The following is a 25,704-nucleotide window of genomic DNA, read 5'->3' as shown; positions in this document are numbered from 1 at the left end:
ACCGCCTCTCCATTCAATTGTAAACTTATAAATTATTTGGTTTACAATAACACAAAGGAGCAAGATCGTCTATTTGAAAACAGCTCCTGTGGAGTCTGTAGGAAACCACTTAAGCCTCTTTGTACTAACGCTCTATTCAAAATATGAACAATCGGTGAATTAGTTTGTGAAATACTTCACAATTAAATAATCAGGTGTATACTAAGAGTATAAAGATAATGTGAAAACATTCACAAACTAAGGAGGGTTTCCTATGTTACATTTTTTACAATCATCTAAAATGGCGCAGTTGCTTTTAACCATTCTTCGTGTATCACTTGGCTGGATGTGGTTTAGTTCTGGTATTGGAAAAGTAGTTGGGGGAGAGTTTCATGCAGGTGGATTTTTACAGGCTGCTGCAGCAAATCCTGTGCTCAAAGGGGAAGATGTCGCCTACCCGCTATACGTCGCTTTTTTAGAACATGTAGCCATCCCTTATGCCGACCTTTTTAGCTTTCTCGTTATGTGGGGAGAAGTCCTCATCGGAATCGCCCTTATTGTTGGTCTCTTCACAAAAAGCGCAGCGTTTTTCGGTGGTATGATGAATACCTCTTTCCTCTTAGCAGGAACCGTATCAACGAATCCGCTCATGCTTATTATGGCCATTATCCTTCTTATCAGTAAACAAAACGCCGGACAACTTGGAATAGACCGCTTCACCCCTACCATTAAACAAAAAGTAAAAAAAGACTATGGCAATAAAGATACCCTAGCCACTTCATAAACACGCCACGCACACACGAAAAATAGCCCTCTGAACGTAAGCTGTCAGGGCTATTTTTTAATCGTCACTCCTCATTCTTCACGGTCCCATCCACTTGTTTCTATATCAACTACCCAATGACTTCACAGCATGAGTGCGAGCTCTATGGCTAGGAGCCTACCTCGAAGCTCCCATCGTTAAAGAGATCTTACAGAGTGAAATATGCTGTTAGACCAAACTGTAAAACTACATTTTATAGGTCTTTCTTTATTTAATGTTCACTATCTAAACCCACTGGTAGCAGCAAGAACAGCTAACGAACTTCTTGGCAGTGCTTGCTTCTACCTACAACTTAATGAAGCGTAACTACCGGGTGGATAATGGTTACTAGTCATTTATTTTTATTACCTCATTTAATTGTTTTGTAGAATCCGCATTCAATAGTAAATAACTATCTTCATTGGTATTGAAACCTCTAGAAATTACAACCGTATTATCATCGATCTCCCAAATAGATACATACATTACCATTGTTGAATCAGCATGATTATTAACCATAACAACACGAACAGGTTCTTCATTAGGTATTTCATTAGGTTGATTACCTAAACTTTCTGCTTCATTTATAATCGACTTAAACTGGTTAATATCTTCTTCATTGGTAACCACATCTGAGAATACCACATTATTTTCATTATCGTACTTTCCAATTGATAATTGTTCATCCGATGAGCTACAAGCTGTAAGAAAGGAAGCACACACTAAAATACCAACTAGTTTCTTCAACATTTTACACACACTCCAAAATTTAAAATGAATCACATGAATTTATTGCGAAAAAAAAAATGATAAATATTTATAGTTGTCAAAAAGATCAATTTGCTGACTACTTTTATCTTAATTGACTTATCTTTTTAAAAAAAATTGGATTAACGCATGAGTAAAGATATGCCAAATTCAATACTGTTTCAATCTATGTCTATTTGCCTTCCTGAACTTTTTTCACCACCCTTCGACGTTTATGCTGACAGGTAAAGCCAAACAGGAGATGCGAACCTCAAATATAACATCACCCGCTCCTCACTGTTTGCTTTCAGACTATCTTTCTATTCATATCGAGTAAATTCTGTTAATTCGATTAAACACTTCCAACAAGTGTCCCTGTTAAATCAGGGTAGTAAATTCGTTCCATTCTTATACGTTTTTTAAGATGCTTCTTTTCAGAATGAATTTAACCAGTATACAAGAAACATAAGGATAAAAAAACTTAACGTCCCAAATAGATTGAGAGCAGCTAGTAAAAATACTTTCTCCACAGAGCTAGAATCATGCCAACTGGTCCAATAATAAACGTTAGGAGAAATAACGGACTTGCCACTTGAAAAACGATATTAGGAACCCAAACAGCTACACACAGCAAAAAACAAATAGTAGACCAAAAAGGGTATGACCTCTTTTGTAAAGGTTTCACTTCTTCCATAACCTCGCTCCTCTTTTTACACAAATTTCTACTTCAATTTAGCGAGACAGCCTCAAAATGCTCCACAACCGGAAACGGGTCATAAAAATGATGAAGGAGTTGCTTCCACTGAATATATTCAAGCGACTGTCTAAATCCAATGGTATGATCTTCTATGGTTTCCCATTTCACAAGTAACAAGTATTTACCTTTTACTTCATGACAACGTTGCAATTCATGTGACAGGTAACCTTTCATTGAAGAAATAAGAACAGACGCTTCTCGAAAGGCCTCTTCATACTCCTTTTCTTTCCCTGGGATAACTTGTAATAGTGCAGCTTCTACTATCATGTTCGTTCCACTCCTTCTCTAGATTTCAACGCCTTTATATTTTTTTTACATAACCATTGGCTTAGGTGTGGATTAAGGGCAATTCCATCCATACATTTCTCTATACGTAAAGAACGATGTAGCAGATTCAAACCTTCACGAAAAAACCCCATGCACTGAGAGCATGGGGTTCCGACCTTTTACTGTGTTTTGTTTACTGAAGCATCATAAATAGAATCAACAGCTGTTTGTAGCGCATGGGTAAATTCCGATTCAGACTGATCGGCGTTTAGATCTTGGCTAAGAGCTCTGGAAAAACTCGCGATCAACCCTTGATTACGTTTCAGCTTCGTGTTGGCTTCATCACGAGAGTACCCTCCAGAAAGAACGACAACACGAACGACACGATCATGATCAACCAGCTCTTGATAAAATCCCTCTTTTGATGGAATGGTGAGCTTCAACATTACCTGTTCATCGTCACGTAGCATGTTCAAGTGGGTGAGTAGCTCTTCTTTTAATTGGCTCTCTATCGTTTCTTTATCAGCGCTATGAATGTCCACCTCTGGTTCAATGATCGGGACAAGTCCTGCTCCCATAATGGTCTTCCCCATTTCAAACTGCTGCTCGACAACCTTGTGAATCCCCTCTTGATTGGCCTCTTTGATAACAGAACGCATCTTTGTACCAAACATATGCCGCTCATTCGCACGCTTGAGGGTTTCCTCAAGATGATCGATTGGCTTCATTAATTGAACGCCATCTTTTTCATCTGCTAATCCCTTATCCACTTTTAGAAAAGGAACAATGCCTTTTTTATTTGCGAGATAATCGGCTGTATAATCACCGTCAATCTTACGGTCCATTGTTTGTTCAAACAGAATCGCCCCAAGAATCTTATCAGAATGAAAGGCAGAAGACTTAATAATGCGGGTTCTCATTTCATGAACGAGGTCAAACATCTCCTCCTCTGAAGCATACGTTTCTTCTGGTACACCGTATTCAGCTAACGCTTTTGGTGTACTCCCGCCACTCTGATCAAGAGCCGCTATAAATCCTTTACCGGTTTTGATTTTTTCCATCTGCTGTGTATTCATGTCACGTAACTCCTTCCGTTTTCACTAAACAAATTAGGGTTCTCTTTTGTCTGTACCCTTTCTTTCCGATGTTTATACATTTACAGATTACCGTCACGTTAATCGCTAACACAAAAAGAACGCTCCTAGAGGACGTCCTTTTTATTGAAGCTTATTTCCATTCTGTTACTTGTTCAACTGGCATTCTGTACGATTTATACCCAGCTTCGTTCGCTTTACCGATCGAAATTAACATAACCGGAACGTATCGTTCTTTTTCTAAGCCAAATGCTTCAGCAATATTCTCTTTATCGAACCCGCCAATTGGATTGGTGTCATAGCCAAAGGCTTTCGCTGTTAGCATAATTTGCATCGAAACGAGTCCGCCATCGATTAAGATGCTTTCCTTGTTTTGTTGGTCACTTATGCCTGATAAAAGACCTCTGATAGCTGGAACTTGATTTTCTTTCACCTCTTCAGGCATCAGCCCTAGTTCAACCGCTTTGCCATAGATCTCTTCAAGATAATCTAAATTATTCATATCAGCAAAAACGGCAATGACCGCTGACGACGTCTTTACTTGGTTTTGGTTAAATGAAGCAAGTGGTGCTAATGTTGATTTCGCTTCGTCGCTTTCAATTACAACAAATCGCCAAGGTTGTAAGTTAACAGAAGAAGGTGCTTTCACAGCTGCTGCCAATAGTTCAGTCATTTCTTCTTTTGAGATTTTAACGTTCTCGTCATAAATACGAATGGATTTTCTACTTTCAAGTACGTTTAAAAAGTGTTCCTTCGTTGTCATTTCGTTTTTCACTTTATCCATTTTCATTACTCTCCTTTGCACGAACGGCTTCTTCAATGTTCAGCTCGACGCGCTGTATCATTTTATGGAACAAACTTAATTCTTCCTCTGTAAAGCGATCAAACAGTTGATCAATAAACTCTTTCTTTTCCTTGTATGACTTCTCTATCTCTATCTTTGCTACCTCTTCTAACTTAACCCATGTGGCACGTTGGTCGTTATCTTTTCGATACCGACTAATGACACCCGATTTTTCCAATTGCTTTAAATGTCTCGTAATGGCGGCAGGATCTATATTCAATTGCTTCTGCAAGTCCGCTTGAAGAATTTCGTTTTCTTCAAGAAGGGCATGCAGTATTTGAATACGTGACGTACTGGCTCCAAAACAAGATTCAAAACCTGAACTTAACTCTTTATTTACAGACTGTAACTTTAAGAACAGCTCTACTTTAAGTGCACACGAATTCATTAATGGCCTCCTTTACTTGACTACTCAATCATTGATATTGAAATGATTGACGTATCAATAATATAGGATGAACCGTCTTCTATTGTCAATACTATTTTTAAAAATAATTCTCTTAGGACCACATTAAGAAGGAATACATCAATAAAGCCAAGACTTCACAGCCTTGGCTTAGATGCAGCTCTTCACTTAAACATGACAAAAGGGTGTTCACTAGTTAGAGGACACTTACTATAGCACCACAGATTGCCCCTGTTACAACAATCACCCAAGGCGGTAGCTTCCAATAAACCAACATGCTAAACAAAATCGCTACAAGCGCAAAATCAATTGGTTCAAAAACAGCACTTATCCAAATCGGTTGATAAAAAGCAGAAAGTAAAAGACCAACAACAGCTGCATTTACACCCATTAATGCACCGTTTACTTTAGGATTTCGTCTTAACTGATCCCAAAATGGAATCGCCCCTAGTATTAAAAGAAATGCTGGTAAGAATATAGCCACTGTTGCGATTAAGCCGCCTAGCCATCCGTTCATTGTGGCTCCTAAATAAGCAGCGAACGTAAACAATGGTCCCGGTACGGCTTGGGTCACTCCATACCCAGCAAGGAATGCCTCTTCACTTACCAATCCAGTTGGCACCAATTCTCGTTCCAGTAAAGGCAGTACCACATGGCCACCGCCGAAAACCAATGAACCTGATCGATAAAAACGATCAAACATGTCAATCCATTGTATGGACGTTAGTTCTCTTACTAGCGGTAATAGTAGAAGCAAGCCCCCAAAGAGTGATAAGCAAATCATGCCAAATCGACGCGATAACGGAAAGGACATCTCAGACTTCACATGATCGTCTTGATGCTTGTACATCACATAACCTAGACAAGCAGCCAACAGTATGATACCAACTTGTGCAGCCAGTGTATGCCACAATAAGGTAACGACCAACGCGAGAAGGGCAATCGCTTTTCTTTTTAAATCGGGGGTTAAATTTTTCGCCATTCCTATGATGGCATGAGCTACAATTGCTACTGCCACCAATTTAAGACCATGAATCCAACCAGTCAACTCAACACCAATTGTTTGCATAAATAGAGCGAACAGAATAAGAACAAAAACAGACGGAAGTGTAAAGCCGAGGAACGATAGAACCCCTCCTAGAACGCCACCACGAAGGACGCCAATTCCAATCCCTACTTGGCTACTGGCAGGACCAGGAAGGAATTGAGACAATGCGACTAAATCTGCATAGCTTTTTTCATTGATCCACTTTTTTCGCCGTACATATTCCTCGTGAAAATACCCTAAATGAGCAATAGGCCCTCCGAATGAGGTTAGCCCTAACTTTGTGGACACAACGAGGATCTCCCACCACGTATGGACCTTGCTTTTTTCTTTATTGTGATTCAACCACAATCACCTCTTGCGAAAGCTTTTTGTTACAATGTATCTTAAAATACTATCACGACAGTATACGAAATCCTTCTTATTAAGAGGAACTTTACAAAATCTTAAAACGATGTTCCCATCAATTCGCTGACTTCAATAGTAAAGAGCATCCCCTTCACAAGGAATGCTCATCTTTCGTTAATCGTAACTCGGCTAATATCTCTTTTTTGCGCTGGTCATCTACATAAATCTTACGGGAAAACACATCGTACTTTTCCATTCGAATTGCTTGTAAAATTTCTCTGTACATGATAGTAGCGCCATATACACTAAATCTAGCTTCATTAGGATACACATCCAACTGTTCTAAAGACTGGTCATAGTAGTGTTCAGCTTTTCTAGCTACTGCTTCCCACAGATCAATAAACGATTGGTCGACACCCCCTGCTTTTAACTGCTCCTCGGTCACCCCGTACTCATTCATCAGATCAAGAGGCAAGTAAATTTTGCCTCTTTGAAGGTCCTCTCCCACATCACGTAGGATGTTCGTAAGCTGCATTCCTTTTCCAAGGGCAATAGCGCTTTCCCTCAATGCGTGATGATCCTTTGGCGCAAGAATAGGTAAGAGCATTAACCCGACAGTACTGGCTACAAAGTACGAATACTGCTCCAACTCTTCTACAGTGACGATCCGCTTTGTTCGCAAATCGAACGCTTGTCCTTTTAGTTGATCTTTAAAATCGGATGGATTCACATGAAACTGGTTAAACACATCTTTTAGCGCTAGCCACTCGGGCTGGGAAACATCTTTATCTACAAGCATCTGATCGAACTGTTGCTCAAACGCTTTTAGTTTACGCCTTTTCGTAAACATCTCGCCTTCATCGTCAACAATGTCATCTGCTTGTCTGCAAAAAGCATAAATCGCCCAAACAGCTCTTCTCTGCTTTACTGGCAGAAAATGAAAAGCTTTCGAAAACGTAGCAGAATGTGTTTTCATTCTTTCATAGCATAGCGCATAGGCATCATCTAAATCAGTCATCTTCAATCATCCTCTTCTCGATAAAACGATGGTATACGTAAACAAAGCAAATAAAAGAGAAATCGTTAGCGCATGGATTATTCCAATTGTTAAGTTTTGATTATACGTCAGTACCATTCCAACCCCACTGGCAAGTTGAATGCCGATCAGCCCTATACTGATCAAACTAATGATAACGAGGGATCGTTGCTTTTTGTACATACGAATGGCCCAAACGGCAAACAGAAGTACGAGCAAGGCTAACGTCATTCCTGCAAGCCGATGAAACATTTGGGCAAACACAATCGTCCCTTCACTAAAAAGGATCCATTCACCATTACATAATGGAAATCCAGAGCATGCCGTCGCAGCACCCATATGCTTCACAAATGCCCCTGTATAAATAACCAAGTACGAATAAATGGTGAGGGCTATCACATACCGAAGAAATGCTTTTCCTACAGTCACCTTAACTGGATTCCACCGCTTCTCAAATGTAAACAGCGTAATAACAGAAACAGCCGCTAATGAAATGGCAGAAAAACCGAAATGAAGAGCCATAATTAACGGCGGTTGCCCATAAACAACTTGACCAGCTCCCATTAAGCCTTGAAGTAAAATAGCCGCTGAAGCTAAAAGAGCAAAAAAGCGAATCTCTTTTACATAGGATAACTGTTTCCAAGACCAAAAGGATAAGATGAACACAAGCATGCCGGCAATACTGGATAGTAAGCGGTGTGTGTACTCAATAATGGTTTCTAACGTTGGATTGTACGGAATAACATCGCCAAAACAGAGCGGCCAGGTTGTTCCACATCCCTGCCCGGAGCCGGTCTTCGTGACAATGGAACCTTGAAGTAGCACAAACAGTACAACAATAGTTGTTACGATGGCAAAAATTCGTAGCTTCTTCATACATCCCCCTGATCGTCTATCCACTCTAAAATAGTTGTTAGAATCATCTCTTGTTGCTCATCAACAGAAATAGCGGCTTCATTATCTCCAGATTGTGGCCCATATACCCCGAACTGAGCGTGATTTCCTCCTTCTATCTCAATAAATTGAGCAGTATCAGGAAGATTTGGGCGATACTGATTGATTTTTTCAGGTGTACTTAAGCCGTCTTCAGAACCACTAATCGACAGAACCGGAAGCTGAGACGTTCGTAAGTAATCATTATCAGCAGCGTAAGCACCTAGTAACACTAAACCAGAAACCTTATCCAAGTTTGCATCTGCATACATAGCAGCTGCCGCTCCTCCCATGGAATGACCACCTATATACCAGTTCAACGAGTCAACGCCCTCCCTTTGAAATAACTCATCCGCTTTAGAAAGGTCAAAAATAGGTAAATTCAAGCGGACAGATGGAATGGCTACCGTGATGCCTTGGCTGGCTAATTCCTCACCTAAAAAGGCGTAAGCATCTGGTTCTACTTTGGCTCCTGGATAGAGGACGAGCCCATTTTGCGGATCATCCGCTTCAAATAAAAGCCAACCATCTTGTTCCTTTACGCTTTCAGGAAGGTCTCCAATAGCACTATACGTATTTTGTGACCAGATATAAAAGCCTAGAATACTAGATATAATAAGAGCGAGGATAATGAGCAATACGAGTTTCATTCTTTTTTTCTTCATTAGAATCGAATCACCCCAAAACCGATCAGGCATAACAATAAAAAGCTGATAAAGGTTGAACCTAACAGAACGTAGGATTTAATAGGCTTCTCTCGCTTTAACAACATTTCTACTAAGCCTATACACAGTACAGCTATAATCAACTTCATTACGAAGACGAGTGGGAAAGAAAGAGAAATGGCTAAACCAATTCCACTTGTTAACATCAACACTGCAAGAACTCTAAAGAAGATCTTTAAATAGAAAGAACGATAGAACAGACTGACGATTACGACTAATAATAGAATCGCCCATGTTCCAATGTGCGTTTGATAAAGAACGTTATCCATATGAATCTCCCCTCTGCACCATATGTCTTTTTTGACATATGAAACTATAGTAATAATAAACACTCGTCAGACATTGGTCAAGAAGATATGGTATAGTTTCTTTATATTGACAAACTTTAAGGAATGAATAAGATATGAGTCTGCGATATGCCCTTTTAGGAATCATTTCCAAACAACGCGTGACTGGTTATGATGTTGTCCACATTTTTAAGCAACAGATGGTTCATTTTTGGGGTTCAACCCACAGTCAAATCTATACAGAGCTTCACAAAATGGAAAAAGAAGAACTCGTAGACCACGAGCTTGTGATTCAAGAATCGTCGCCTAATAAAAAAATTTATTCCCTTACCGATAAAGGGAGAAAAGAACTCATTAGATGGGCTGTAGAAGAACCATTAAAGTCAGCCAAAATAAAAGATGAATTTCTTATTAAAACCACTATCTTCCCAATCTTAACTCACAAAGAAGTGCTCACTCTTTTAGATGAGGTGATAGAAAGGGAACGCATTACGTTAGAAAAGACAGAAGCGTGGAGAGACCATTTCAAACAAGAAAACAAGCAAGACCTTGGGGCTCTATTAACTGTTGAATACGGCATTCGGTACGCAAAAATGTATATAGAATGGTGTCAGTGGGCCAAGCAATTAATAGAAGAAAGATCATTGCACTAAACGACGAGAATGAAACCATACAGAAACATAAAGAAACAAACTGCTGGACTTATCTCCAGCAGTTTGTTTGGTATCGTTAGTTTAGCGCTAAGCCCCCACTAGCATAACCCGCTACAGTATTTAGTAGTGTTAATCCCGTTGCTGTCGCCGAAAATACTAACAACAATCGATCGCCAGCCGCGACTGGAATATTTAACCCCGATGTGATCCCGCTTGATGTGGCACCTAGCGTGATCGCTCCAGTCAACGCTGGTGCTAACGTTACGACTGCACCAGGAATTGCTGTTAACGTGTTCGTTGGTGTTGGACCTGGAGATCGAAAGACTTGAGCCGTAATCGTGACGGTGGAACCAATTAAGGAAAGTCCCGCTGTCACACTAAAGAACCCTGATAACGCTGTAATCGTCCCACTTCTTGGAACAACAAAAGCAAAGTTTAATAATGTTCCAGCTGCACCAGTAAGATCAATTGCATTTCCACCCACTAAACTGACGCCTACAACCGAATTACCAAACCCGACTAAGCTCGTTGTTCCTGCCAATCCACCAGCAATAGTTGTTAAGGTTGTTGGTAATCCAGAAGCAAATGGTACAACCGCTCCTGATCCAGCCACCCCGGTTGAACCAGTCGTTCCTGTTATCCCTGTTGCTCCGGTTACTCCCGTGGCTCCCGTTATTCCCGTTGCTCCGGTTACTCCCGTTACTCCTGTTAACCCAGTGGCTCCTGTGACTCCCGTTATTCCGGTTGCTCCGGTTACTCCTGTGGCTCCTGTTATTCCGGTTACTCCGGTTACTCCTGTTGATCCGGTTACTCCTGTGACTCCTGTGGCTCCCGTTACTCCGGTTACTCCTGTGGCTCCCGTTATTCCGGTTACTCCGGTTACTCCTGTGGCTCCCGTTATTCCGGTTACTCCCGTTACTCCTGTGGCTCCTGTGGCTCCTGTGGCTCCTGTGGCTCCTGTGGCTCCGGTTACTCCCGTTACTCCGGTTACTCCTGTTAACCCAGTGGCTCCTGTGACTCCCGTTATTCCGGTTGCTCCGGTTACTCCCGTTACTCCCGTTACTCCTGTGACTCCTGTGGCTCCCGTTTCTCCTGTGGCTCCCGTTATTCCGGTTACTCCTGTTGCTCCGGTTACTCCCGTTACTCCGGTTACTCCTGTTAACCCAGTTACTCCTGTTAACCCAGTGGCTCCTGTTAACCCAGTGGCTCCTGTGACTCCTGTTGCTCCGGTTACTCCCGTTACTCCGGTGGCTCCTGTGGCTCCGGTTACTCCTGTGACTCCCGTAGCTCCTGTTAACCCAGTGGCTCCAGTTAACCCAGTGGCTCCCGTTATTCCGGTTACTCCTGTAACTCCGGTTGCTCCCGTTTCTCCTGTGACTCCTGTTATTCCCGTGGCTCCTGTGACTCCTGTTGCTCCGGTTACTCCCGTTATTCCGGTGACTCCTGTGGCTCCGGTTACTCCCGTTACACCGGTGACTCCTGTTAACCCAGTGGCTCCTGTTAACCCAGTGGCTCCTGTTAACCCAGTGGCTCCTGTGACTCCTGTGACTCCCGTTACTCCGGTGACTCCCGTTACTCCGGTGACTCCTGTTGCTCCTGTTATTCCCGTGGCTCCGGTTACTCCTGTGGCTCCCGTTATTCCCGTGGCTCCTGTTGCTCCGGTTATTCCTGTTGCTCCGGTTATTCCTGTTGCTCCGGTTACTCCGGGTTCCCCCGTCGCTCCTGTTATTCCCGTGGCTCCTGTTTCTCCAGTTACCCCAGTCGCTCCGGTTTCTCCTGTGGCCCCCGTGGCTCCTGCACCAGGTCCTGTGGCCCCCGTGGCTCCTGTGGCTCCGGTTACCCCAGTCGCTCCAGTACCAGGCCCTGTGGCTCCGGTGGCTCCTGTTTCTCCCGTCGCTCCTGTTACACCGGTTATTCCTGTGGCTCCCGTTTCTCCCGTTATTCCGGTTACACCTGTGGCTCCCGTTACTCCTGTTAACCCAGTGACTCCCGTGGCTCCTGTTATTCCTGTGGCTCCTGTGGCCCCTGTTATTCCCGTGACTCCCGTTATTCCGGTTGCTCCCGTTTCTCCGGTTGCTCCTGTTTCTCCCGTGGCTCCTATTTCTCCAGTTATTCCGGTTACTCCTGTTATTCCCGTGGCTCCTGTTATTCCTGTGGCTCCTGTTTCTCCCGTTGCTCCTGTGGCTCCCGTGGCTCCTGTTTCTCCCGTGGCTCCGGTTACTCCTGTTACTCCTGTTACTCCTGTTACTCCTGTTATTCCCGTGGCTCCTGTTTCTCCCGTAGTTCCTATTTCTCCGGTGGCTCCTGTTATTCCTGCGGCTCCCGTTTCTCCGGTTACCCCAGTGACTCCCGTGACTCCTGTTAACCCAGTGGCTCCCGTTATTCCGGTGACTCCTGTAACTCCAGTGACTCCGGTTGCTCCAGTTACTCCTGTTATTCCCGTGGCTCCGGTTACTCCGGTCGCCCCTGTTATTCCCGTTTCTCCTGTTATTCCTGTGGATCCCGTTTCTCCAGTTACCCCAGTGACTCCCGTGACTCCTGTTTCTCCGGTCGCTCCTGTTATTCCCGTTGCTCCCGTTATTCCGGTGGCTCCTGTTGGACCGGTCGCTCCCGTACTTCCAGCTCCCGTTGCTCCGGTCGCTCCTCTTGATGCAACTAAGCTATAGTCCGCTGATGTCCCTGGCTCTCCTGTCGGTGGTGCCGTATTGACTACATACAAACTTCCCTCAAAACTTACCAGCTGTCCAACTGCGTAACCCGGTGCTAACGCTGGATCATATACCACTATTTCGCTATCAAATCCAATTCCGGTGGCTCCTGTTGGACCTGTGGCTCCCGTACTTCCAGCTCCAGTCGCTCCGGTCGCTCCTCTTGATGCAACTAAGCTATAGTCCGCTGATGTCCCTGGCTCTCCTGTCGGTGGTGCCGTATTGACTACATACAAACTTCCCTCAAAACTTACCAGCTGACCGACTGGATAACTTGGCGCGACCGCTGGATCGTATTCCACTATTCCACTATCAAACCCGATTCCGGTGGCTCCTGTTGGACCTGTGGCTCCCGTACTTCCAGCTCCAGTCGCTCCCGTCGCCCCTCTTGATGCAACTAAGCTATAGTCCGCTGATGTCCCTGGCTCTCCTGTCGGTGGTGCCGTATTGACTACATACAAACTTCCCTCAAAACTTACCAACTGTCCAACTGCGTAACCCGGTGCTAACGCTGGATCATATACCACTATTTCGCTATCAAATCCAATTCCAGTTGCTCCCGTTGGACCTGTTGGACCAGGAGCACCCGTAGCACCATTAAAATCACACTCACATTCAAATTGACCTGATCCACCATTACGTATCGTACGCCTAAAATATTGGATATTGTTGCAGTTATGAAATTCACTCAACCTACTCACCCTTTACAATGTTGGAAGAAAACTTTTTCTAATCATTATATTTTGGGTTTGTGTTAAGGTTCTTCAATTGTTGATTCTTTTCAAAACAGGGCCAGTGCCCAAAGGAGTTAACTTATAAAAACAATAATAAATCTTGAACACGTCGAATAGGGATACTCTTGGTATCCCTTTCAACACTTCTTTTTCATATACTTAAGACTAGAGTTTCAACTAGTATTCCATATAGAGATGCGTTAACATAGCCCCCAATACGCTATTACTATCTACTAAATCTAGCGCCAAGCCATCATTCTTACCATGTGTCTAATGTTCATACATGTGCTTGAAATTTAGATCTATAAGAAGATGAAATGACTTAAAGAAGCTAATTCGTCTTACTTTTCACTCTTCAATTAATGAATAGATCACATGCTCTTCTAACGTATCATTGACCAATTCGACTTTTGACGCTTGGAAATCAAGTGCGGCAAGCTGGATGGCATTTTCGAACACAACACGATCCGCGTCTGTTACCATATCTTCGTCCATTGTATACTGAACAGATGCCCTTCCATTAACGAGTGTTGCATTTACAATGTCAATTCCCTTCACAACGGCAGAAGCGTAAAATGCACCTTCTTCATCAATGATTTCCATCTTATCCACAGTGTCTGAAAACGATAAAAGCTCACCCTCTTCATTTACAACCTGTTCTTCAAGTGCCTGGCCAGCTAAAAATAAAGTCTCCTCTAACGCTTCATCATAGACTGTATAATACCCACGTGTTGCCTCTCTTTCTTCTTCAACTACTAGAGGTTTATTAACCTCTCTTTCTGCAACGATGATATCTGTTCCACCGTCAGGATTGATAAAAACAATCTCTTTTATCCCATAGAGGTCACTAATCCCAAACAACGAGTCATAAAACAACGTCGTTTGTGCTGTTGTTGTGGATAATTGATTTCCCTCTTCATTAAATTGGATGGTTAACTCTCGTGATTCAAGAGATAAACTTGTAAAAGAGCTCAAAATATCTTGTTCAGACGGATCGCTATCAGTAAGGGAATTTGTTACTTGCTTTTCCAATGAATCTATCTCTTCACTTTCGTTGCGATTAATAGAGAAAGCCGTATAAAACGCCTGATCCTCATCTATCAAATGAGTATTAAGTACATATCTTTCGTCCACTTCGATTTTTTTATACTCCAAGGCTTCACTTTCAGTATCTAGTTCTTCTAATTCTCCTTCCTCCGTTTCAATCGTATCTTGATTTTGCCCATTCAATTCATCATTAGAACCTTGACAACCAGCAACTAAAAACACTAATAAGAACAATACACTCATCTTGTACACACGCCACCATCTCCTTTGTGTTCAGATACCCGGCTTTATTGGAAAATAAAAGGTGTATTGCGATTTATTTCAAAAATACACTTATAAGCATTTAGGCATCTATTTTTTATGTTTCCCAACTCATATCTATATGTTGGGAAATAAGTTAATCTCGACACATAATCCCCTTTATATGGTAATATTATCCTAGTTAGTTAACAATAGGTGAAGTAGTTGAACATATGAACGACAAAATACCATCATCGCAAGTTGGTGCTAAGATCGTAGAGTGGTATAGCTGTAATAATATACTTTGAGATTGCTTATAATGCGAAACTAAAACCTGAAATGATTGGAGATGGTCAAGGATGAAAAAGTATTTGATTGCCCTTTTTACAATTACTTTGTTAACAGTAACACCTGTCTCAATGGATATAAGTGCAAATTCAAGTGACAATTCAACTCTTGATACGAAAAGTAAAACAGACTTAGGTTAAAAATAAATTTTATTATATCTCAAAATTTTAACTAATCTTAGTTTTGAGATTTTTTCATTTAAGTTCTATATAGGGTAGTATAAGCTTGTATTTTTTTACAACTTTTAACCCTACTAAAAAGGTGCGATTCTAATATTAACTTGCACCTTTTTGTTGTATCTAAGCCTATTCTATTTCATTTATATTAGGCGAAAATAAACATCTCTCACACGATTAATAACACTAAAAGCTATCATGCATATAATTGTATCTCTCCATGTTACTTTTGATTTATCAGATAGCTTAATTAGCAGAAAAACACCAATTGCAATTATGCCATATCTTAACATAATAAAACCCACCTTATTTTCTTAGGCTAAGGTTGCCATCGGGATATATAGTAAGTATAATTCTTCCATACCATTTTTCCTCACAGCTATCACTTATGTATCATAGCATTTCTTCCGTACAACCTCTGAAACTGGTGTACCTACAATCTCTGACCCGTATGGGGGGGGTTCAACTTTTGTTTCAACCTTTCCACGCTGAGCAGATTCGGTATAATACTCTATAATTGATAACTCGTCGTTTACCTTAATAAAGAAGTCATCTTGTCATTTTCATCAATTTCAATTTCTATAGACTTAACGTTTTGCCATGTCGTTTCTGAAAACGTATCTTCACTATCAATGACTCCAATTCTAGCGTTATCTTCAATTTTAGTTATCATTAAATATAAGAAGGCTATAACATCAGCTCTACTACCTTTTGGTGTAATCATCTCATTAATGCCATTATCAAAAGTTAATTTAACCTTCAAAGAATCCCTCCTAAATTTAACTTCTTACGCTTTAATTATCTGAAAAAGTTCAAATAATAAATCATTTAAGTAAGTTCTTTCATAAAAAGCACTCTGTTTTGCCCGGGGCCATCATAATTTGATTGTACGGATATCCCATCAACGATTTTATCGCCTGCTTCAATAGAAAAACCTATTTTTGTATGATAGGCAATAGATGTTCTATTTACTGGGGAAGTAATACATCGAACTTTTGAACGGTTTTCATTGCGAATTTCTTCAAAAAAGGCTTGATAAAGGCTCTCACCAACTCTTTGTTTACGATAGTTTGGATGAACACCTACAAAATGGATATATGCCTCCTCTGGGTGAGATTGAGACAGAAAGCCAATTAAAAATCCTATAATCATGTCCTTATCTACGGCTACAAAACTTGTATTGTTGAAATGATTAAAAAATAATTTTGGTAACATACCAGACATGTCTCTACCACCCCACCATTCATTAATTAATGGCGATAATGTATAGTAATCTGTGCTGACCACGTTGCGAATAATCATTCTAACACCCCTTCCAATTAATAGTAACATAAGGCATTCTTTCGTTATATTGTTTTAATGATCAGACTGACTAAAAACTAAGTTTACATAATTGATGTTGTTTTGAAGCAAATTAGTAACTAATTAAAGTGAAAAGAGGTATGTCCTTTGTGGAAGTCAATTTCAATTATGGTTGTGATTTGTTTCTTATTTATGACTAACGTTCACCCCGCAAGTGCAGAAACACAAACAATTGATCAGAAACAGCAACCAAGCATTTTAGAACGGGCTTTCCCTAGAGAACTTGGTACAAATATCATTTTGGAGATCATGTCCACAAAAGGCGATAATCAACTCTATTTCGCACCTCGTATTGAAAAAATCACTCGAAATGAAGCCAATGATTTTTATGATATTACTCTGAGAGTGATCGGATATGAAGGACCTATGAACCCACCTTATACGTTAATCCATATGACAATCCGCATACCAGGAAACGATTATAGTAAATACACAGTGTTAGACTACAAACGCCGGTTTATCTCAGATAGTGAATTAAAGGAATTTATTAAGTTTGCACCAGATTAATTAGTTAGCACATCTCCTCCGCTCCATAACAAATGGTGTTGACTCGTACATATGATTGCTATCATAAGAAAGAGCCTAGTCCTCTGTCTAGGCTCTTTTCCTATTCCACTAAAAATTCCTGCCATATTCTTTTTACTGAGTAACTTTAAAAAGGGTAAGAAGTAAATAGCAAATAGGAGCGGAATAACAGTGAAAAAGCAAAGCCTGGTTGGTTGGAAATCATTGTATTAGCATTGTATATATTGTTGTAGTTGTCGTATTCTCAAAAATCATTGTAGAGCAGACGAGTGAAACACCTATAATCATGGGATTAAGCTTAAGCATCAGAACTTCTTTCTTCTCGTCTATACAAAACTTTTGAACTCGATATGGATCAGTCTAATTATTTAATCAATTAAATTTTCAAAGGAATAGCTGATTTTGCTCTACATCATTCCTCAGGACGTCTGATTGCTAATAACAATGCTTTCTATAAAGAAGGGTATCAAAAATGGCTTTTACAGTTTGTCATTCAGTAAAGGTAGCTAGATTCTCTAAAGTGGACCGTAAACCCGTGTCGTGATCTTCCTTACGAATACCTTCAGGTACGTTCTCACAAATAATCGTGACCTTTGTGCCTTCCGAAATGGATTCTAAGAGCCATGTCTGTTTCATCTCACCTAAAAATTCTTGATCATCGGAATGGAATTTTACTGATTGAACAATTCGCTTGTTCGGAACCAACTCTAAAAACTTCACTTGGGACACATCGGTGTTTTCTGATGTCTTGCCAGGGTTCGAGTGATCCATTTCGTACGTGAGGGTCAATCGATACGTTCCGCCTTCGCGAGGATCAAACATGTCAATATGACCCGACATCCCTTCCGGTGGAAGCCACGAAACGAGTGCTTCTGCATGCAAGAATGACTGATAAATGGTTTGTGGTGATGCCACTATTATTCTTGAAGCAGAATCTGTTCTCCTGTTACCTGACACATGAGCCATAATAAAATCCTCCTTATTTTGTTCCTTGCCTTTACTCGATCAACTTTCAATTAGTGTTAGCCTTTTTCCGCGTATCTTTCCTCTAATTTATTTCTATGTACTGTAAAAACATCCTCTAAAGAGATATTATATTTATTAGCAATGACTGCTATATTGCCTAAAACATCCCCTAGTTCTTCAGTAAGAGCCACCTTATTTTGTTGATAATCTCCTCTTTCCTCTTCCGGTCTATCTCTACCAATTTCAAGAGCTCTAATTGCTCTAGCTACTTCTCCAGTTTCTTCAGATAGAAAACCAATTCGAATAAAAATATCTAAATCGTGCCAGCCTCGTTCTTCATAATAAGTTTGAATCCAATTTTGAAACTCTTCACTCGTCATATCCATCCCCCATATCAATATGTAGTATCAACAAAGCTAATGTTAACACTATATGGAGTTACGTTACACAATAAAGTGTTAAATTTTTCATTTAACATAGTTCTCTAATCCAATTATCTTGGAGTAAGTAGAAAATCAATCTGAAGAGCTGACATTAATAGAGAATAAACATCAAACTGTTACTTAAGACATCTGTGACATTACGATTTTCTTATGAATTTCCCATTTCCGAACCTCCTTGAAACGTTAGCATAGCTATGAGGAAACCTATTCCTCATAGCTTTTTTAACTACTTTTCTTCATAAGGGAGATGTCACAGGGTAGAGACATGTTCCAGCACCTAATTGTAGAGTAAAGTGCGATTCTTTTCTATACAACACCCCGAGCGAATGGGCAAGATGGGATTCTTATACCAACAACAAAATTTGTGCAATCCTTTTACTCTTTACTACTTTTCCAAGTCGTATAAGCGACTGTAACAACTGCTGCAGCCAAGTATACTAACCATCCAGGATGCCAGGCATCCCAAATAAAACCGATGGCCAAAAAAACAACCGTTGCCAATGGCCACATGACCGCATGAATCCACTCATGTTTAGTTGATTCCTCATATTCTTTATATTCCTTTAGGTATTCTTTATTGTGGGTAACCAACCGCTCCCCGTCCATTGCAGAACCAGCAATAATAAACAAATACACAGCAAAGGCCCATATTAACGGCATTAATGCTAAGAGGGGATCTCTGTTTGCATGACTTGTGTCGCTAGCTAAAAAAGGTATCCCAAAACTTAATATGATGATGACAATTCCCGTGACAATTAAGAGTCCAAACTTTTTACGATTAGCCAAGCTTTTCTGTTTAAACTGTTGAATAAACGAATCATCAAAAATTAATGGTTGTGTTTCGAGTTCTTCATATGCTTTCACACTTAATCCTTGCCATACCAAGATGGCTACTCCACTAGCAATCACTACGATAAACAACACATAGCTAAACGCATGTTGAAAATACATCGGTAATAAGACCGAAGCTATAAGAATCGCCACTCCAGTTGCGATTTTTTTAGCGCCCTGCCTCTTATTTAGAAGATAGGCTTCCACGACTTCCTGACTGGCATAGTAACCTTCTTCCGTTCCTTGTTCTCCAAAAGATTGATCTTCCTCCTTTAATAGGTAATCCAGGGAAACGTGAAATAACCTACTCATCTTCACCAGTTTTTCTGTTTCTGGAAACCCTTGACCATTCTCCCATTTACTGATTGCCTGTCTTGAGACTTGAAGCTTTTCAGCAAATTCCTCTTGAGACCATCCTTTTTGGGCTCTCAATTTTTTTAGTTTTTGATAAAATTCCATTCTCCTCACCTCATTCTTATCGTAATCCAATGACCACTTTCCCTCTACCTACCAGCGGTTGCAACCTCGCCATTCCTGGTTGCACTTTTCATTTTTTGCGTGTCATCGCCGTTTTTTGGGTTGCTAATGCTCATTCGTTCCATTCAGCGACCTTATGCATTTAAGGAAGTGAAGCTTTTTTATTCCTCTAACGGTATAATTAGATAACAATACAGAATAATCTGACAGGAGAGAGATAAAGTGAAAAAATTTCATGAAAATCTTTTTAAACAATTAAAGACTTACCGAGAAGAGACTCTAACTAGTTTAAACAGTGTAAGTGCAGAAGAGGCTGACATCGTACCCAATGGCTTTCATAATAATATTAGATGGAATTTGGGGCATCTTTACCTCGATCAATATGTGTGGATCGAGACATTAATAAAGGAAAAAATACCCTATCCACATGCTTATCATAAATGGTTTGGTTATGGGACAAATCCAAGTCATTTTTCTACTGAAACCCCTTCCTATCAAGAATTAAAAGAATTGCTTCGTTCGCAGCCAGATTTGATCATGGAAAGGTATAAAGATCGTCTAGAAGACGTTCATCCGCCTATTGAAATGGGCATGCAAACCATCGAACAAGTTTTAATTCGAACCATTTTTCATGAAGGAATACACTTTCAAACGATTCATACCATTTCCAAACACATTTAATTGAACTACTTGGTGGTCTTAAACGCCATCCCAATATGTTTAATGGTGGACGTCAGTTCTTTACATTTAGAGAGTAGCTTAAAGGACTCTTCTTGTTAAGCAAAATTAGCACCAAGATAGGCAAAAAACATGAAAATCATGGCTAATACGAACAACAACGAAAGGCCAATAATGGGGATCACTTTATTTTCACTACTTGATCTCAAGCTTTTAATAATTAATAGAAGCATTACAATAACCGAGATCGGTATATAACTGGTATACAAGTACCACAAGATCCCATCATATATAAAACTTATTTGGGATACTGCATCTAAAAAAATGACATGCAACAATAAGAACAGACTTGTGATTAAAATACTATAAGACTTCCACGTAATCACCTTCTAAAAAACCTCCCAGTGTTACGTTACTTCTAGTGTATTCATTGGCACGTTTAAACTTAACAGTAAATCATCTATCCTCCTTAAGCACGTCAAAAATCAATAAAACGACCAGACTTTTATCTGGTCGTTAACGTAACACTTCTTCTAAAGCAAATTGGGCTTTAGTCGATCTTTAAACTCGTACTAGTGGTGCTGGAATAAACCCTATCTTCTTCATATAATGAAAGTAAGTGCGTAACAACTTCTTGTCCATTATGGGAAAAGTCAGCCCGCTCTCGCTAAGAGCCTTTTCCACATTGTTCGAATTGTACGTGGGCATATTTTCATAAAGCTCAAAGGCTGTCTTCCCATTATAAAGCTCTTCAGAGAGAAGTGTAAGAAATGGTGTCAACGCATTATCGCTCGAATTCTTTGTTTCCTCGATAAGTTGCTGAACCCAGTCTTTATAAGGAACCACCTTAAGGGAATAGCCGAGTGTGGTATTCATTTCTGCAAAGAAATCTTCAAGATCCATACTATCTGTCGGCGGCGTTAGATGGTATGCTTTTCCAAAGTTAATTGGATCGAGACAAATTTCTCGTACCGCTTTAGCCACAAAATCTACAGGTACAAATTCTTTTCTTTGTCTAGGTAAATGAGGATAAGTCCCTAATTGGATGCAACCTTTGATCATTCGAGCAACGTAATCTTCGGTGTTATTTACACCTGTATGACGATCACCCATGATAAAGCCTGGACGAAACACCGTCATAGGAATACCCCTTTTGTTTGCTTCCCACATTACGCTTTCAGCAACCCATTTGCTTTGCGCATAACCCATGTCTTTATAAACAAAAGGTTCACTTATCTCCAAACGACTATCCTCTTTTAATTCTTTAACATCCGTAAAATAACCAATCGGACCAAATACAGAAATCGTTGATACATAATGAACCGGTTTGAGAGTTGACGTGCATGCAAGTTCAAGGATTATTTGTGTACCAGTTACGTTTGCACTTTTGTGCAAATCGTAAGCTTGAACATAGTTTACTTTTGCCCCATTATGATAAATGACGTCAATGGTTTTCGCTAATTGATCGAATTCCTCTCGGGTTAGCCCGAACATTGGTCGATCTAAGTGACCAGGAATCGGTAGAATCTTCGGCTCATACGCATCAGACCAAATATGATACTTTTCCATATTCTGTTTAATGCGTCGAAGACCTTCTGCTACACTAGATGCACGAACTAGACAGTAAATATTCGCTTCCTCATCATGCTCCAGAAATTCTTTGATTAAAAATGCCCCTAAAAATCCAGTTGCTCCTGTTAAGAAAATGGCTTTTTGTTTATAGAATGAAGGGCTGAATGTAGTTGATGGTGAAATGCGTTCGTCTAATTGAATCTCATTGGCTAAATTTACTGTAGTTAAATCGGTTTCTGTAGATTGATTCTTTAGGAAGCTAGCTAGCTTGAAAATGGTGGAATACTTATACAACGCGCTTGACGGTAAGAAAGTGTCGAGTGCTTCTTTCATACGAATTATCGCTCGAGCTGCAAGAAGAGAGTTTCCTCCAAGTTCAAAAAAATCATCGTCCACGCCGACCTGATCGACTTGTAATAGATCTTGCCATATGTGTACCAGCTGTTGCTCCCTTTCTGTTTGTGGCGCTTTATAAGGCACGCCAAAGTTGGGACGAGTGAACAGTGTATTCGACAATGCCGCGCGATCTACTTTCCCATTAGTTGTTAAGGGTAAGCTATCTAGTATGACATAATTAGAGGGGATCATATATTCAGGTAATTTTTGCTTTAGATAGGCTGTTAAATTTTTAAGGTGAAAGGTTTTTTGATTCAACGGGACAAGATAGGACACAAGGCGTTTATCTCCTGGCGTATTTTCTTGAATACTAACGGAACAATGCTTAATCTCATCATTTAGTATAATGTGATTTTCGATCTCATTAAGCTCTATTCGAAAACCACGAATTTTAACTTGATGATCCATCCTACCTAAATACTCAATAGTTCCATCTGGAAGCTTACGTACGAGATCCCCTGTTCTATAAAAACGCTCACGATTCAAGTAAATAAACATTTCTTTTGTGACATCCTCACGATTCCAATAACCACTCGCAAGACCGAGACCGCCTAGAAGAAGTTCACCAATTTGACCATCATCGACAATGTTCAACTCCTCATTTACGACTATCATGGAGGTTCCATTGAGAACCTTACCAATCGGAATGCTCGTATCGAAATTGGTTCGATTCGTCAATTCAAATGCCGTACTAAAGACACAGTTTTCCGTTGGACCATAAGCATTAAAAACCCGAGTATTTGGCAATCGTTCCACAGCTTTTTTGGCAATGGTAGGCGACATCACTTCCCCACCACTGATTAAATATTTAACATCGATTAAATCGTCTATCCTTTCATCAACCATGAGGTTAAACAAGCCTGTGGTTAAAAACAGAATCGATACATTGTGATCACGTACCACCTTAGCAACACTTTCCGGTGTAATTGGTTCCGGGTTACTAATGGCTAACTTCGCACCATTTAATAAAGCCCCCCATATCTCAAAGGTGGCTGCATCAAAAGAAGTGGACGCAAAGTGACCGACGGTTTGCTGGTGATCAATTTGAAAATAATTTGTTTCTTTCACTAGTCGTATAATAGCTTGATGTGGGATCGCTACACCCTTTGGTGTTCCAGTCGATCCAGAAGTGTACATAATATAAGCCAAATCAAGTGGTTCAACGTTCATAGCTGGAGGAGTTGCTTTTATTAAATCAATTTGACTTGCTTCTTGATCAAGTAAGATGGTAGCTATTTGAAGGTAAGGCATTTGGGCTAGAGTGGTAGATGTCGTGATAAGAGTCGTGACGCATGAATCACCGATCATATATTCAATACGTTCTTGAGGGTATTTTGAATCAATAGGGACATAAACACAACCAATCTTGATTGTAGCTACTATCGCTACAATCAGTTGAGGCGATCGATCTAGGGACAGTCCGATTAATTGACCCTTCTTCACACCTTGATCCAGAAGATAATTGGCGAGACGATTACTAGCTTGATCTAGCTCTCCATACGTCATGTGCGAATGACCAAACGTTAACGCGATATCCTCTGGTCTTTCGTCTACCTGCATTGAGAAAATTTCCTTTAGACTGCGCTGCATCATAAAATAGCTCCTTTTTGTTTTTAACATACACGTTCCCAAAGATACTGCATCTCATTGCTTCTATTTGTACCTTTTAACAAGTATACCTTTCAATATGCTAGACCGATATTGGGAAATGTGTCATTTACCGATGACGCAAAGGAACAGGAAGTGAGTCAGGTAGACGATTTATAAATGTGTGAGCGAGACCTTTTCTATGGCACCATCTTCTATTTCGTATACAGCAGCTCCCATCAAGGGATTCGAATGAATATCAATAAACGCGTATTTCTTTCTATTATGAGAATAAAAACTGTTACTAGAAGCCAAACAGATGTCTCTCATCTCATCAATTCGAAACAACCCTAGCTTAATTATGCTTTCTTTCTTAACCCACAACTTGTATAAGGTAGAGCTGATTTCATCCCCATCTGCTAAAGAAATCGCTTCCTTCTCCAATGGGGATAAGAATGAGTCTCCAAATGCTCTATCCAATGATGCCATTTTCTCAATATCAATGCCTACTGGTTTATGAGCTGAAATACTTGCCACATAACCACTCGTATGTGACCAAGAGACAAACGTCGTTGCAGGATACATCACTTCTGGTTTGCCATGATTCCCACCACAAGTGGCACAATGCTGAGTCAATTCTATTTCATGAATCGCTACACCCGTAAGATGGTGTATACAGTAACGAGCAAGTAAATGAGCGGCTAGGTAATCTCTCTGATCATTAGGAAACCGGAATCGATTGTAGTTTTCCATTTCCTCTTGATTCAGTCTTATATCCATCCCACTTAAATTGTTCATGACATTTTCTGTCTTTCCATACACGATCGATATAGTCATATGTTCTCCTTTGATTAGTGTGTGTGCCGTTCAAATTAAAATGAAACAAATTGTCTAACGCTTTCTTTGAGCCTTTTTTCGGCTTATTTTTATCCATATAAATATTATCAACCAAAAAGCTATTCCTAACGATAAAAAGACTATCGGAAATGGATTTCCATCAAAAAAGTAATACATCCCAATACCAATAAGAATGTATAGAATCAGTAACACTACGTACTTTCCCCAATGACCAGGCATCGTCACCATTCCCTTTAAAAATTGTCTTTAGAATCACTTACCCTGATATAAAAAGTTTATTCAGAATTTACGAATATGGATTAGTTCTATTTCTCAAAGAATAAGTAACTTAATAAGTATACTTAACGATATAGCCAGAGTGGTACAAGCAATTCAGAGTGTCACGGGGAAAATCAGATATGAATCAATCTTGATCGGTTTACAGCTCATCTTGAGCTTTTTACATTTTATAAAAGAGGCTGGGACATAACGAAAAGTAGTATTTGAAAAAACGAATAGTCTAAAATATGCTGAGTAGCACCGCTACAGGAGAATCCTTCGCTTTCCGGGGACACGGCCTCAGCCTCCTCCGTGGAAAACCGCCACTCCAGAGTCTTCAGACACGTGCTGATCCCCCAGGAGTCTTCGGATTCTCCTTCCGCTATTTTTCATATAAAATAAACGACGAACATTCCTATTTTCAGGAATGTTCGTCATTTTGGTCTGTCTATCTATCGACTTTTGTCCCAGCCTCAGTATTTATATCCATATTTTGCTTAGCTATGTGTTGACTGAGAATCACATCAATCTAGTACATGTATATGGAACCGTAATCGAAATCATGAAATTTTTAT

25 protein-coding genes are annotated in these 25,704 nt (G+C 40.3%); 5 read left to right on the top strand and 20 right to left on the bottom strand.

Annotation, left to right across the window (positions count from 1 at the left end):
- Positions 1-253: 253 nt before the first annotated feature.
- On the top strand, positions 254-763 hold the full coding sequence (locus FPV17_RS03105) for a DoxX family protein (RefSeq protein WP_035396224.1): 510 nt from the start codon (positions 254-256) through the stop codon (positions 761-763).
- A 366-nt stretch (positions 764-1,129) separates the two neighbouring features.
- On the opposite strand, the gene FPV17_RS03100 is transcribed toward FPV17_RS03105, so the two are convergent.
- The 10 genes from FPV17_RS03100 to FPV17_RS03055 form a co-directional block, all read right to left on the bottom strand.
- Positions 1,130-1,531, bottom strand: coding sequence for a hypothetical protein (locus FPV17_RS03100; protein WP_035396221.1), 402 nt, complete (start codon positions 1,529-1,531; stop codon positions 1,130-1,132).
- A gap of 724 nt (positions 1,532-2,255) precedes the next feature.
- Positions 2,256-2,552, bottom strand: a complete 297-nt coding sequence (locus FPV17_RS03095) for an antibiotic biosynthesis monooxygenase family protein (RefSeq protein ID WP_055735524.1) — start codon at positions 2,550-2,552, stop codon at positions 2,256-2,258.
- A gap of 179 nt (positions 2,553-2,731) precedes the next feature.
- On the bottom strand, positions 2,732-3,628 hold the full coding sequence (locus tag FPV17_RS03090; protein ID WP_144557935.1) for a fructose bisphosphate aldolase: 897 nt from the start codon (positions 3,626-3,628) through the stop codon (positions 2,732-2,734).
- Positions 3,629-3,779: 151 nt separating this feature from the next.
- Positions 3,780-4,409 carry a nitroreductase family protein gene (locus FPV17_RS03085; protein WP_437183322.1) on the bottom strand — a complete coding sequence of 210 codons (630 nt, stop codon included), beginning with the start codon at positions 4,407-4,409 and terminating at the stop codon, positions 3,780-3,782.
- A gap of 13 nt (positions 4,410-4,422) precedes the next feature.
- Entirely contained in the window at positions 4,423-4,878 is a 456-nt protein-coding gene (locus FPV17_RS03080; protein WP_060705834.1) for a MarR family transcriptional regulator, read from the bottom strand.
- 214 nt (positions 4,879-5,092) lie between these two features.
- Positions 5,093-6,286, bottom strand: coding sequence for a chromate efflux transporter (chrA, locus tag FPV17_RS03075; RefSeq protein ID WP_144557933.1), 1,194 nt, complete (start codon positions 6,284-6,286; stop codon positions 5,093-5,095).
- 154 nt (positions 6,287-6,440) lie between these two features.
- Positions 6,441-7,307, bottom strand: coding sequence for a phytoene/squalene synthase family protein (locus FPV17_RS03070; protein WP_144557931.1), 867 nt, complete (start codon positions 7,305-7,307; stop codon positions 6,441-6,443).
- Between the two features lie 6 nt (positions 7,308-7,313).
- Positions 7,314-8,201 (bottom strand): COX15/CtaA family protein, encoded by an 888-nt coding sequence (locus FPV17_RS03065; RefSeq protein WP_144557929.1) that lies wholly within the window; start codon positions 8,199-8,201, stop codon positions 7,314-7,316.
- Positions 8,198-8,923: an alpha/beta family hydrolase gene (locus tag FPV17_RS03060; protein ID WP_186370715.1), complete on the bottom strand. Its 726-nt coding sequence runs from the start codon at positions 8,921-8,923 to the stop codon at positions 8,198-8,200. The genes FPV17_RS03065 and FPV17_RS03060 overlap by 4 nt, the downstream gene beginning before the upstream one ends.
- Positions 8,923-9,252, bottom strand: coding sequence for a DUF1516 family protein (locus FPV17_RS03055; RefSeq protein WP_144557925.1), 330 nt, complete (start codon positions 9,250-9,252; stop codon positions 8,923-8,925). Before FPV17_RS03055 ends, FPV17_RS03060 begins: the two co-directional genes overlap by 1 nt.
- A 134-nt stretch (positions 9,253-9,386) precedes the next feature.
- Between FPV17_RS03055 and FPV17_RS03050 the strand changes: the two genes are divergently transcribed.
- A complete protein-coding gene (locus FPV17_RS03050; protein ID WP_144557923.1) occupies positions 9,387-9,923 on the top strand; it encodes a PadR family transcriptional regulator in 537 nt (178 codons plus the stop codon).
- 76 nt (positions 9,924-9,999) lie between these two features.
- Here FPV17_RS03050 and FPV17_RS03045 read toward each other — a convergent pair whose 3' ends face one another.
- Both FPV17_RS03045 and FPV17_RS03040 read right to left on the bottom strand, forming a co-directional pair.
- On the bottom strand, positions 10,000-13,323 hold the full coding sequence (locus FPV17_RS03045; protein WP_281284323.1) for a collagen-like repeat preface domain-containing protein: 3,324 nt from the start codon (positions 13,321-13,323) through the stop codon (positions 10,000-10,002).
- A gap of 390 nt (positions 13,324-13,713) precedes the next feature.
- Positions 13,714-14,664, bottom strand: coding sequence for a hypothetical protein (locus FPV17_RS03040; protein WP_144557922.1), 951 nt, complete (start codon positions 14,662-14,664; stop codon positions 13,714-13,716).
- Between the two features lie 347 nt (positions 14,665-15,011).
- Here FPV17_RS03040 and FPV17_RS22335 point away from each other — a divergent pair, with 347 nt between their 5' ends.
- On the top strand, positions 15,012-15,140 hold the full coding sequence (locus FPV17_RS22335; RefSeq protein ID WP_281284322.1) for a hypothetical protein: 129 nt from the start codon (positions 15,012-15,014) through the stop codon (positions 15,138-15,140).
- Between the two features lie 568 nt (positions 15,141-15,708).
- Here the strand turns inward: FPV17_RS22335 and FPV17_RS03035 are convergent.
- Both FPV17_RS03035 and FPV17_RS03030 read right to left on the bottom strand, forming a co-directional pair.
- On the bottom strand, positions 15,709-15,939 hold the full coding sequence (locus FPV17_RS03035) for a hypothetical protein (RefSeq protein WP_144557920.1): 231 nt from the start codon (positions 15,937-15,939) through the stop codon (positions 15,709-15,711).
- Between the two features lie 65 nt (positions 15,940-16,004).
- Positions 16,005-16,478, bottom strand: coding sequence for a GNAT family N-acetyltransferase (locus FPV17_RS03030; protein ID WP_144557918.1), 474 nt, complete (start codon positions 16,476-16,478; stop codon positions 16,005-16,007).
- 147 nt (positions 16,479-16,625) lie between these two features.
- On the opposite strand from FPV17_RS03030, the gene FPV17_RS03025 reads away from it, so the two are divergent.
- On the top strand, positions 16,626-17,045 hold the full coding sequence (locus tag FPV17_RS03025; protein ID WP_144557916.1) for a hypothetical protein: 420 nt from the start codon (positions 16,626-16,628) through the stop codon (positions 17,043-17,045).
- 507 nt (positions 17,046-17,552) lie between these two features.
- On the opposite strand, the gene FPV17_RS03020 is transcribed toward FPV17_RS03025, so the two are convergent.
- From FPV17_RS03020 to FPV17_RS03010, 3 genes are all read right to left on the bottom strand, one after another.
- On the bottom strand, positions 17,553-18,029 hold the full coding sequence (locus tag FPV17_RS03020) for an SRPBCC domain-containing protein (RefSeq protein WP_134258961.1): 477 nt from the start codon (positions 18,027-18,029) through the stop codon (positions 17,553-17,555).
- A gap of 56 nt (positions 18,030-18,085) precedes the next feature.
- Positions 18,086-18,409: a MazG nucleotide pyrophosphohydrolase domain-containing protein gene (locus FPV17_RS03015; protein ID WP_035398778.1), complete on the bottom strand. Its 324-nt coding sequence runs from the start codon at positions 18,407-18,409 to the stop codon at positions 18,086-18,088.
- A gap of 438 nt (positions 18,410-18,847) precedes the next feature.
- Positions 18,848-19,762: a helix-turn-helix domain-containing protein gene (locus tag FPV17_RS03010; protein WP_144557914.1), complete on the bottom strand. Its 915-nt coding sequence runs from the start codon at positions 19,760-19,762 to the stop codon at positions 18,848-18,850.
- 240 nt (positions 19,763-20,002) lie between these two features.
- Between FPV17_RS03010 and FPV17_RS03005 the strand changes: the two genes are divergently transcribed.
- Complete coding sequence (locus tag FPV17_RS03005; protein WP_035398776.1) at positions 20,003-20,461, top strand: DinB family protein; 459 nt, start codon at positions 20,003-20,005, stop codon at positions 20,459-20,461.
- A 95-nt stretch (positions 20,462-20,556) separates the two neighbouring features.
- On the opposite strand, the gene FPV17_RS03000 is transcribed toward FPV17_RS03005, so the two are convergent.
- The 3 genes from FPV17_RS03000 to FPV17_RS02990 all read right to left on the bottom strand — a co-directional run bounded on the left by FPV17_RS03000 (position 20,557) and on the right by FPV17_RS02990 (position 24,850).
- Positions 20,557-20,844, bottom strand: a complete 288-nt coding sequence (locus FPV17_RS03000; RefSeq protein WP_144557912.1) for a hypothetical protein — start codon at positions 20,842-20,844, stop codon at positions 20,557-20,559.
- Between the two features lie 175 nt (positions 20,845-21,019).
- Complete coding sequence (locus FPV17_RS02995; RefSeq protein ID WP_186370714.1) at positions 21,020-24,019, bottom strand: amino acid adenylation domain-containing protein; 3,000 nt, start codon at positions 24,017-24,019, stop codon at positions 21,020-21,022.
- 168 nt (positions 24,020-24,187) lie between these two features.
- Positions 24,188-24,850 carry a 4'-phosphopantetheinyl transferase family protein gene (locus FPV17_RS02990; protein ID WP_144557908.1) on the bottom strand — a complete coding sequence of 221 codons (663 nt, stop codon included), beginning with the start codon at positions 24,848-24,850 and terminating at the stop codon, positions 24,188-24,190.
- Between the last annotated feature and the right edge of the window lie 854 nt (positions 24,851-25,704).

The organism is Shouchella miscanthi, assembly GCF_007725405.1.
GTDB classification, from domain to species: Bacteria; Bacillota; Bacilli; order Bacillales; family Bacillaceae_D; genus Shouchella; species Shouchella hunanensis.
Note: the sequence above shows the minus strand (reverse complement) of the source record. Positions and strands in the feature narration are given on the sequence as shown.

Excerpts from the sequence above, each read along its gene's own strand:
- FPV17_RS03105 (WP_035396224.1), top strand. The coding sequence starts at position 254 with ATGTTACATTTTTTACAATCATCTAAAATGGCGCAGTTGCTTTTAACC.
- FPV17_RS03100 (WP_035396221.1), bottom strand. The coding sequence starts at position 1,531 with ATGTTGAAGAAACTAGTTGGTATTTTAGTGTGTGCTTCCTTTCTTACA.
- FPV17_RS03095 (WP_055735524.1), bottom strand. The coding sequence starts at position 2,552 with ATGATAGTAGAAGCTGCACTATTACAAGTTATCCCAGGGAAAGAAAAG.
- FPV17_RS03090 (WP_144557935.1), bottom strand. The coding sequence starts at position 3,628 with ATGAATACACAGCAGATGGAAAAAATCAAAACCGGTAAAGGATTTATA.
- FPV17_RS03085 (WP_437183322.1), bottom strand. The coding sequence starts at position 4,409 with ATGACAACGAAGGAACACTTTTTAAACGTACTTGAAAGTAGAAAATCC.
- FPV17_RS03080 (WP_060705834.1), bottom strand. The coding sequence starts at position 4,878 with ATGAATTCGTGTGCACTTAAAGTAGAGCTGTTCTTAAAGTTACAGTCT.
- FPV17_RS03070 (WP_144557931.1), bottom strand. The coding sequence starts at position 7,307 with ATGACTGATTTAGATGATGCCTATGCGCTATGCTATGAAAGAATGAAA.
- FPV17_RS03065 (WP_144557929.1), bottom strand. The coding sequence starts at position 8,201 with ATGAAGAAGCTACGAATTTTTGCCATCGTAACAACTATTGTTGTACTG.
- FPV17_RS03060 (WP_186370715.1), bottom strand. The coding sequence starts at position 8,923 with ATGAAGAAAAAAAGAATGAAACTCGTATTGCTCATTATCCTCGCTCTT.
- FPV17_RS03055 (WP_144557925.1), bottom strand. The coding sequence starts at position 9,252 with ATGGATAACGTTCTTTATCAAACGCACATTGGAACATGGGCGATTCTA.
- FPV17_RS03050 (WP_144557923.1), top strand. The coding sequence starts at position 9,387 with ATGAGTCTGCGATATGCCCTTTTAGGAATCATTTCCAAACAACGCGTG.
- FPV17_RS22335 (WP_281284322.1), top strand. The coding sequence starts at position 15,012 with ATGAAAAAGTATTTGATTGCCCTTTTTACAATTACTTTGTTAACAGTA.
- FPV17_RS03030 (WP_144557918.1), bottom strand. The coding sequence starts at position 16,478 with ATGATTATTCGCAACGTGGTCAGCACAGATTACTATACATTATCGCCA.
- FPV17_RS03020 (WP_134258961.1), bottom strand. The coding sequence starts at position 18,029 with ATGGCTCATGTGTCAGGTAACAGGAGAACAGATTCTGCTTCAAGAATA.
- FPV17_RS03015 (WP_035398778.1), bottom strand. The coding sequence starts at position 18,409 with ATGACGAGTGAAGAGTTTCAAAATTGGATTCAAACTTATTATGAAGAA.
- FPV17_RS03010 (WP_144557914.1), bottom strand. The coding sequence starts at position 19,762 with ATGGAATTTTATCAAAAACTAAAAAAATTGAGAGCCCAAAAAGGATGG.
- FPV17_RS02995 (WP_186370714.1), bottom strand. The coding sequence starts at position 24,019 with ATGATGCAGCGCAGTCTAAAGGAAATTTTCTCAATGCAGGTAGACGAA.
- FPV17_RS02990 (WP_144557908.1), bottom strand. The coding sequence starts at position 24,850 with ATGACTATATCGATCGTGTATGGAAAGACAGAAAATGTCATGAACAAT.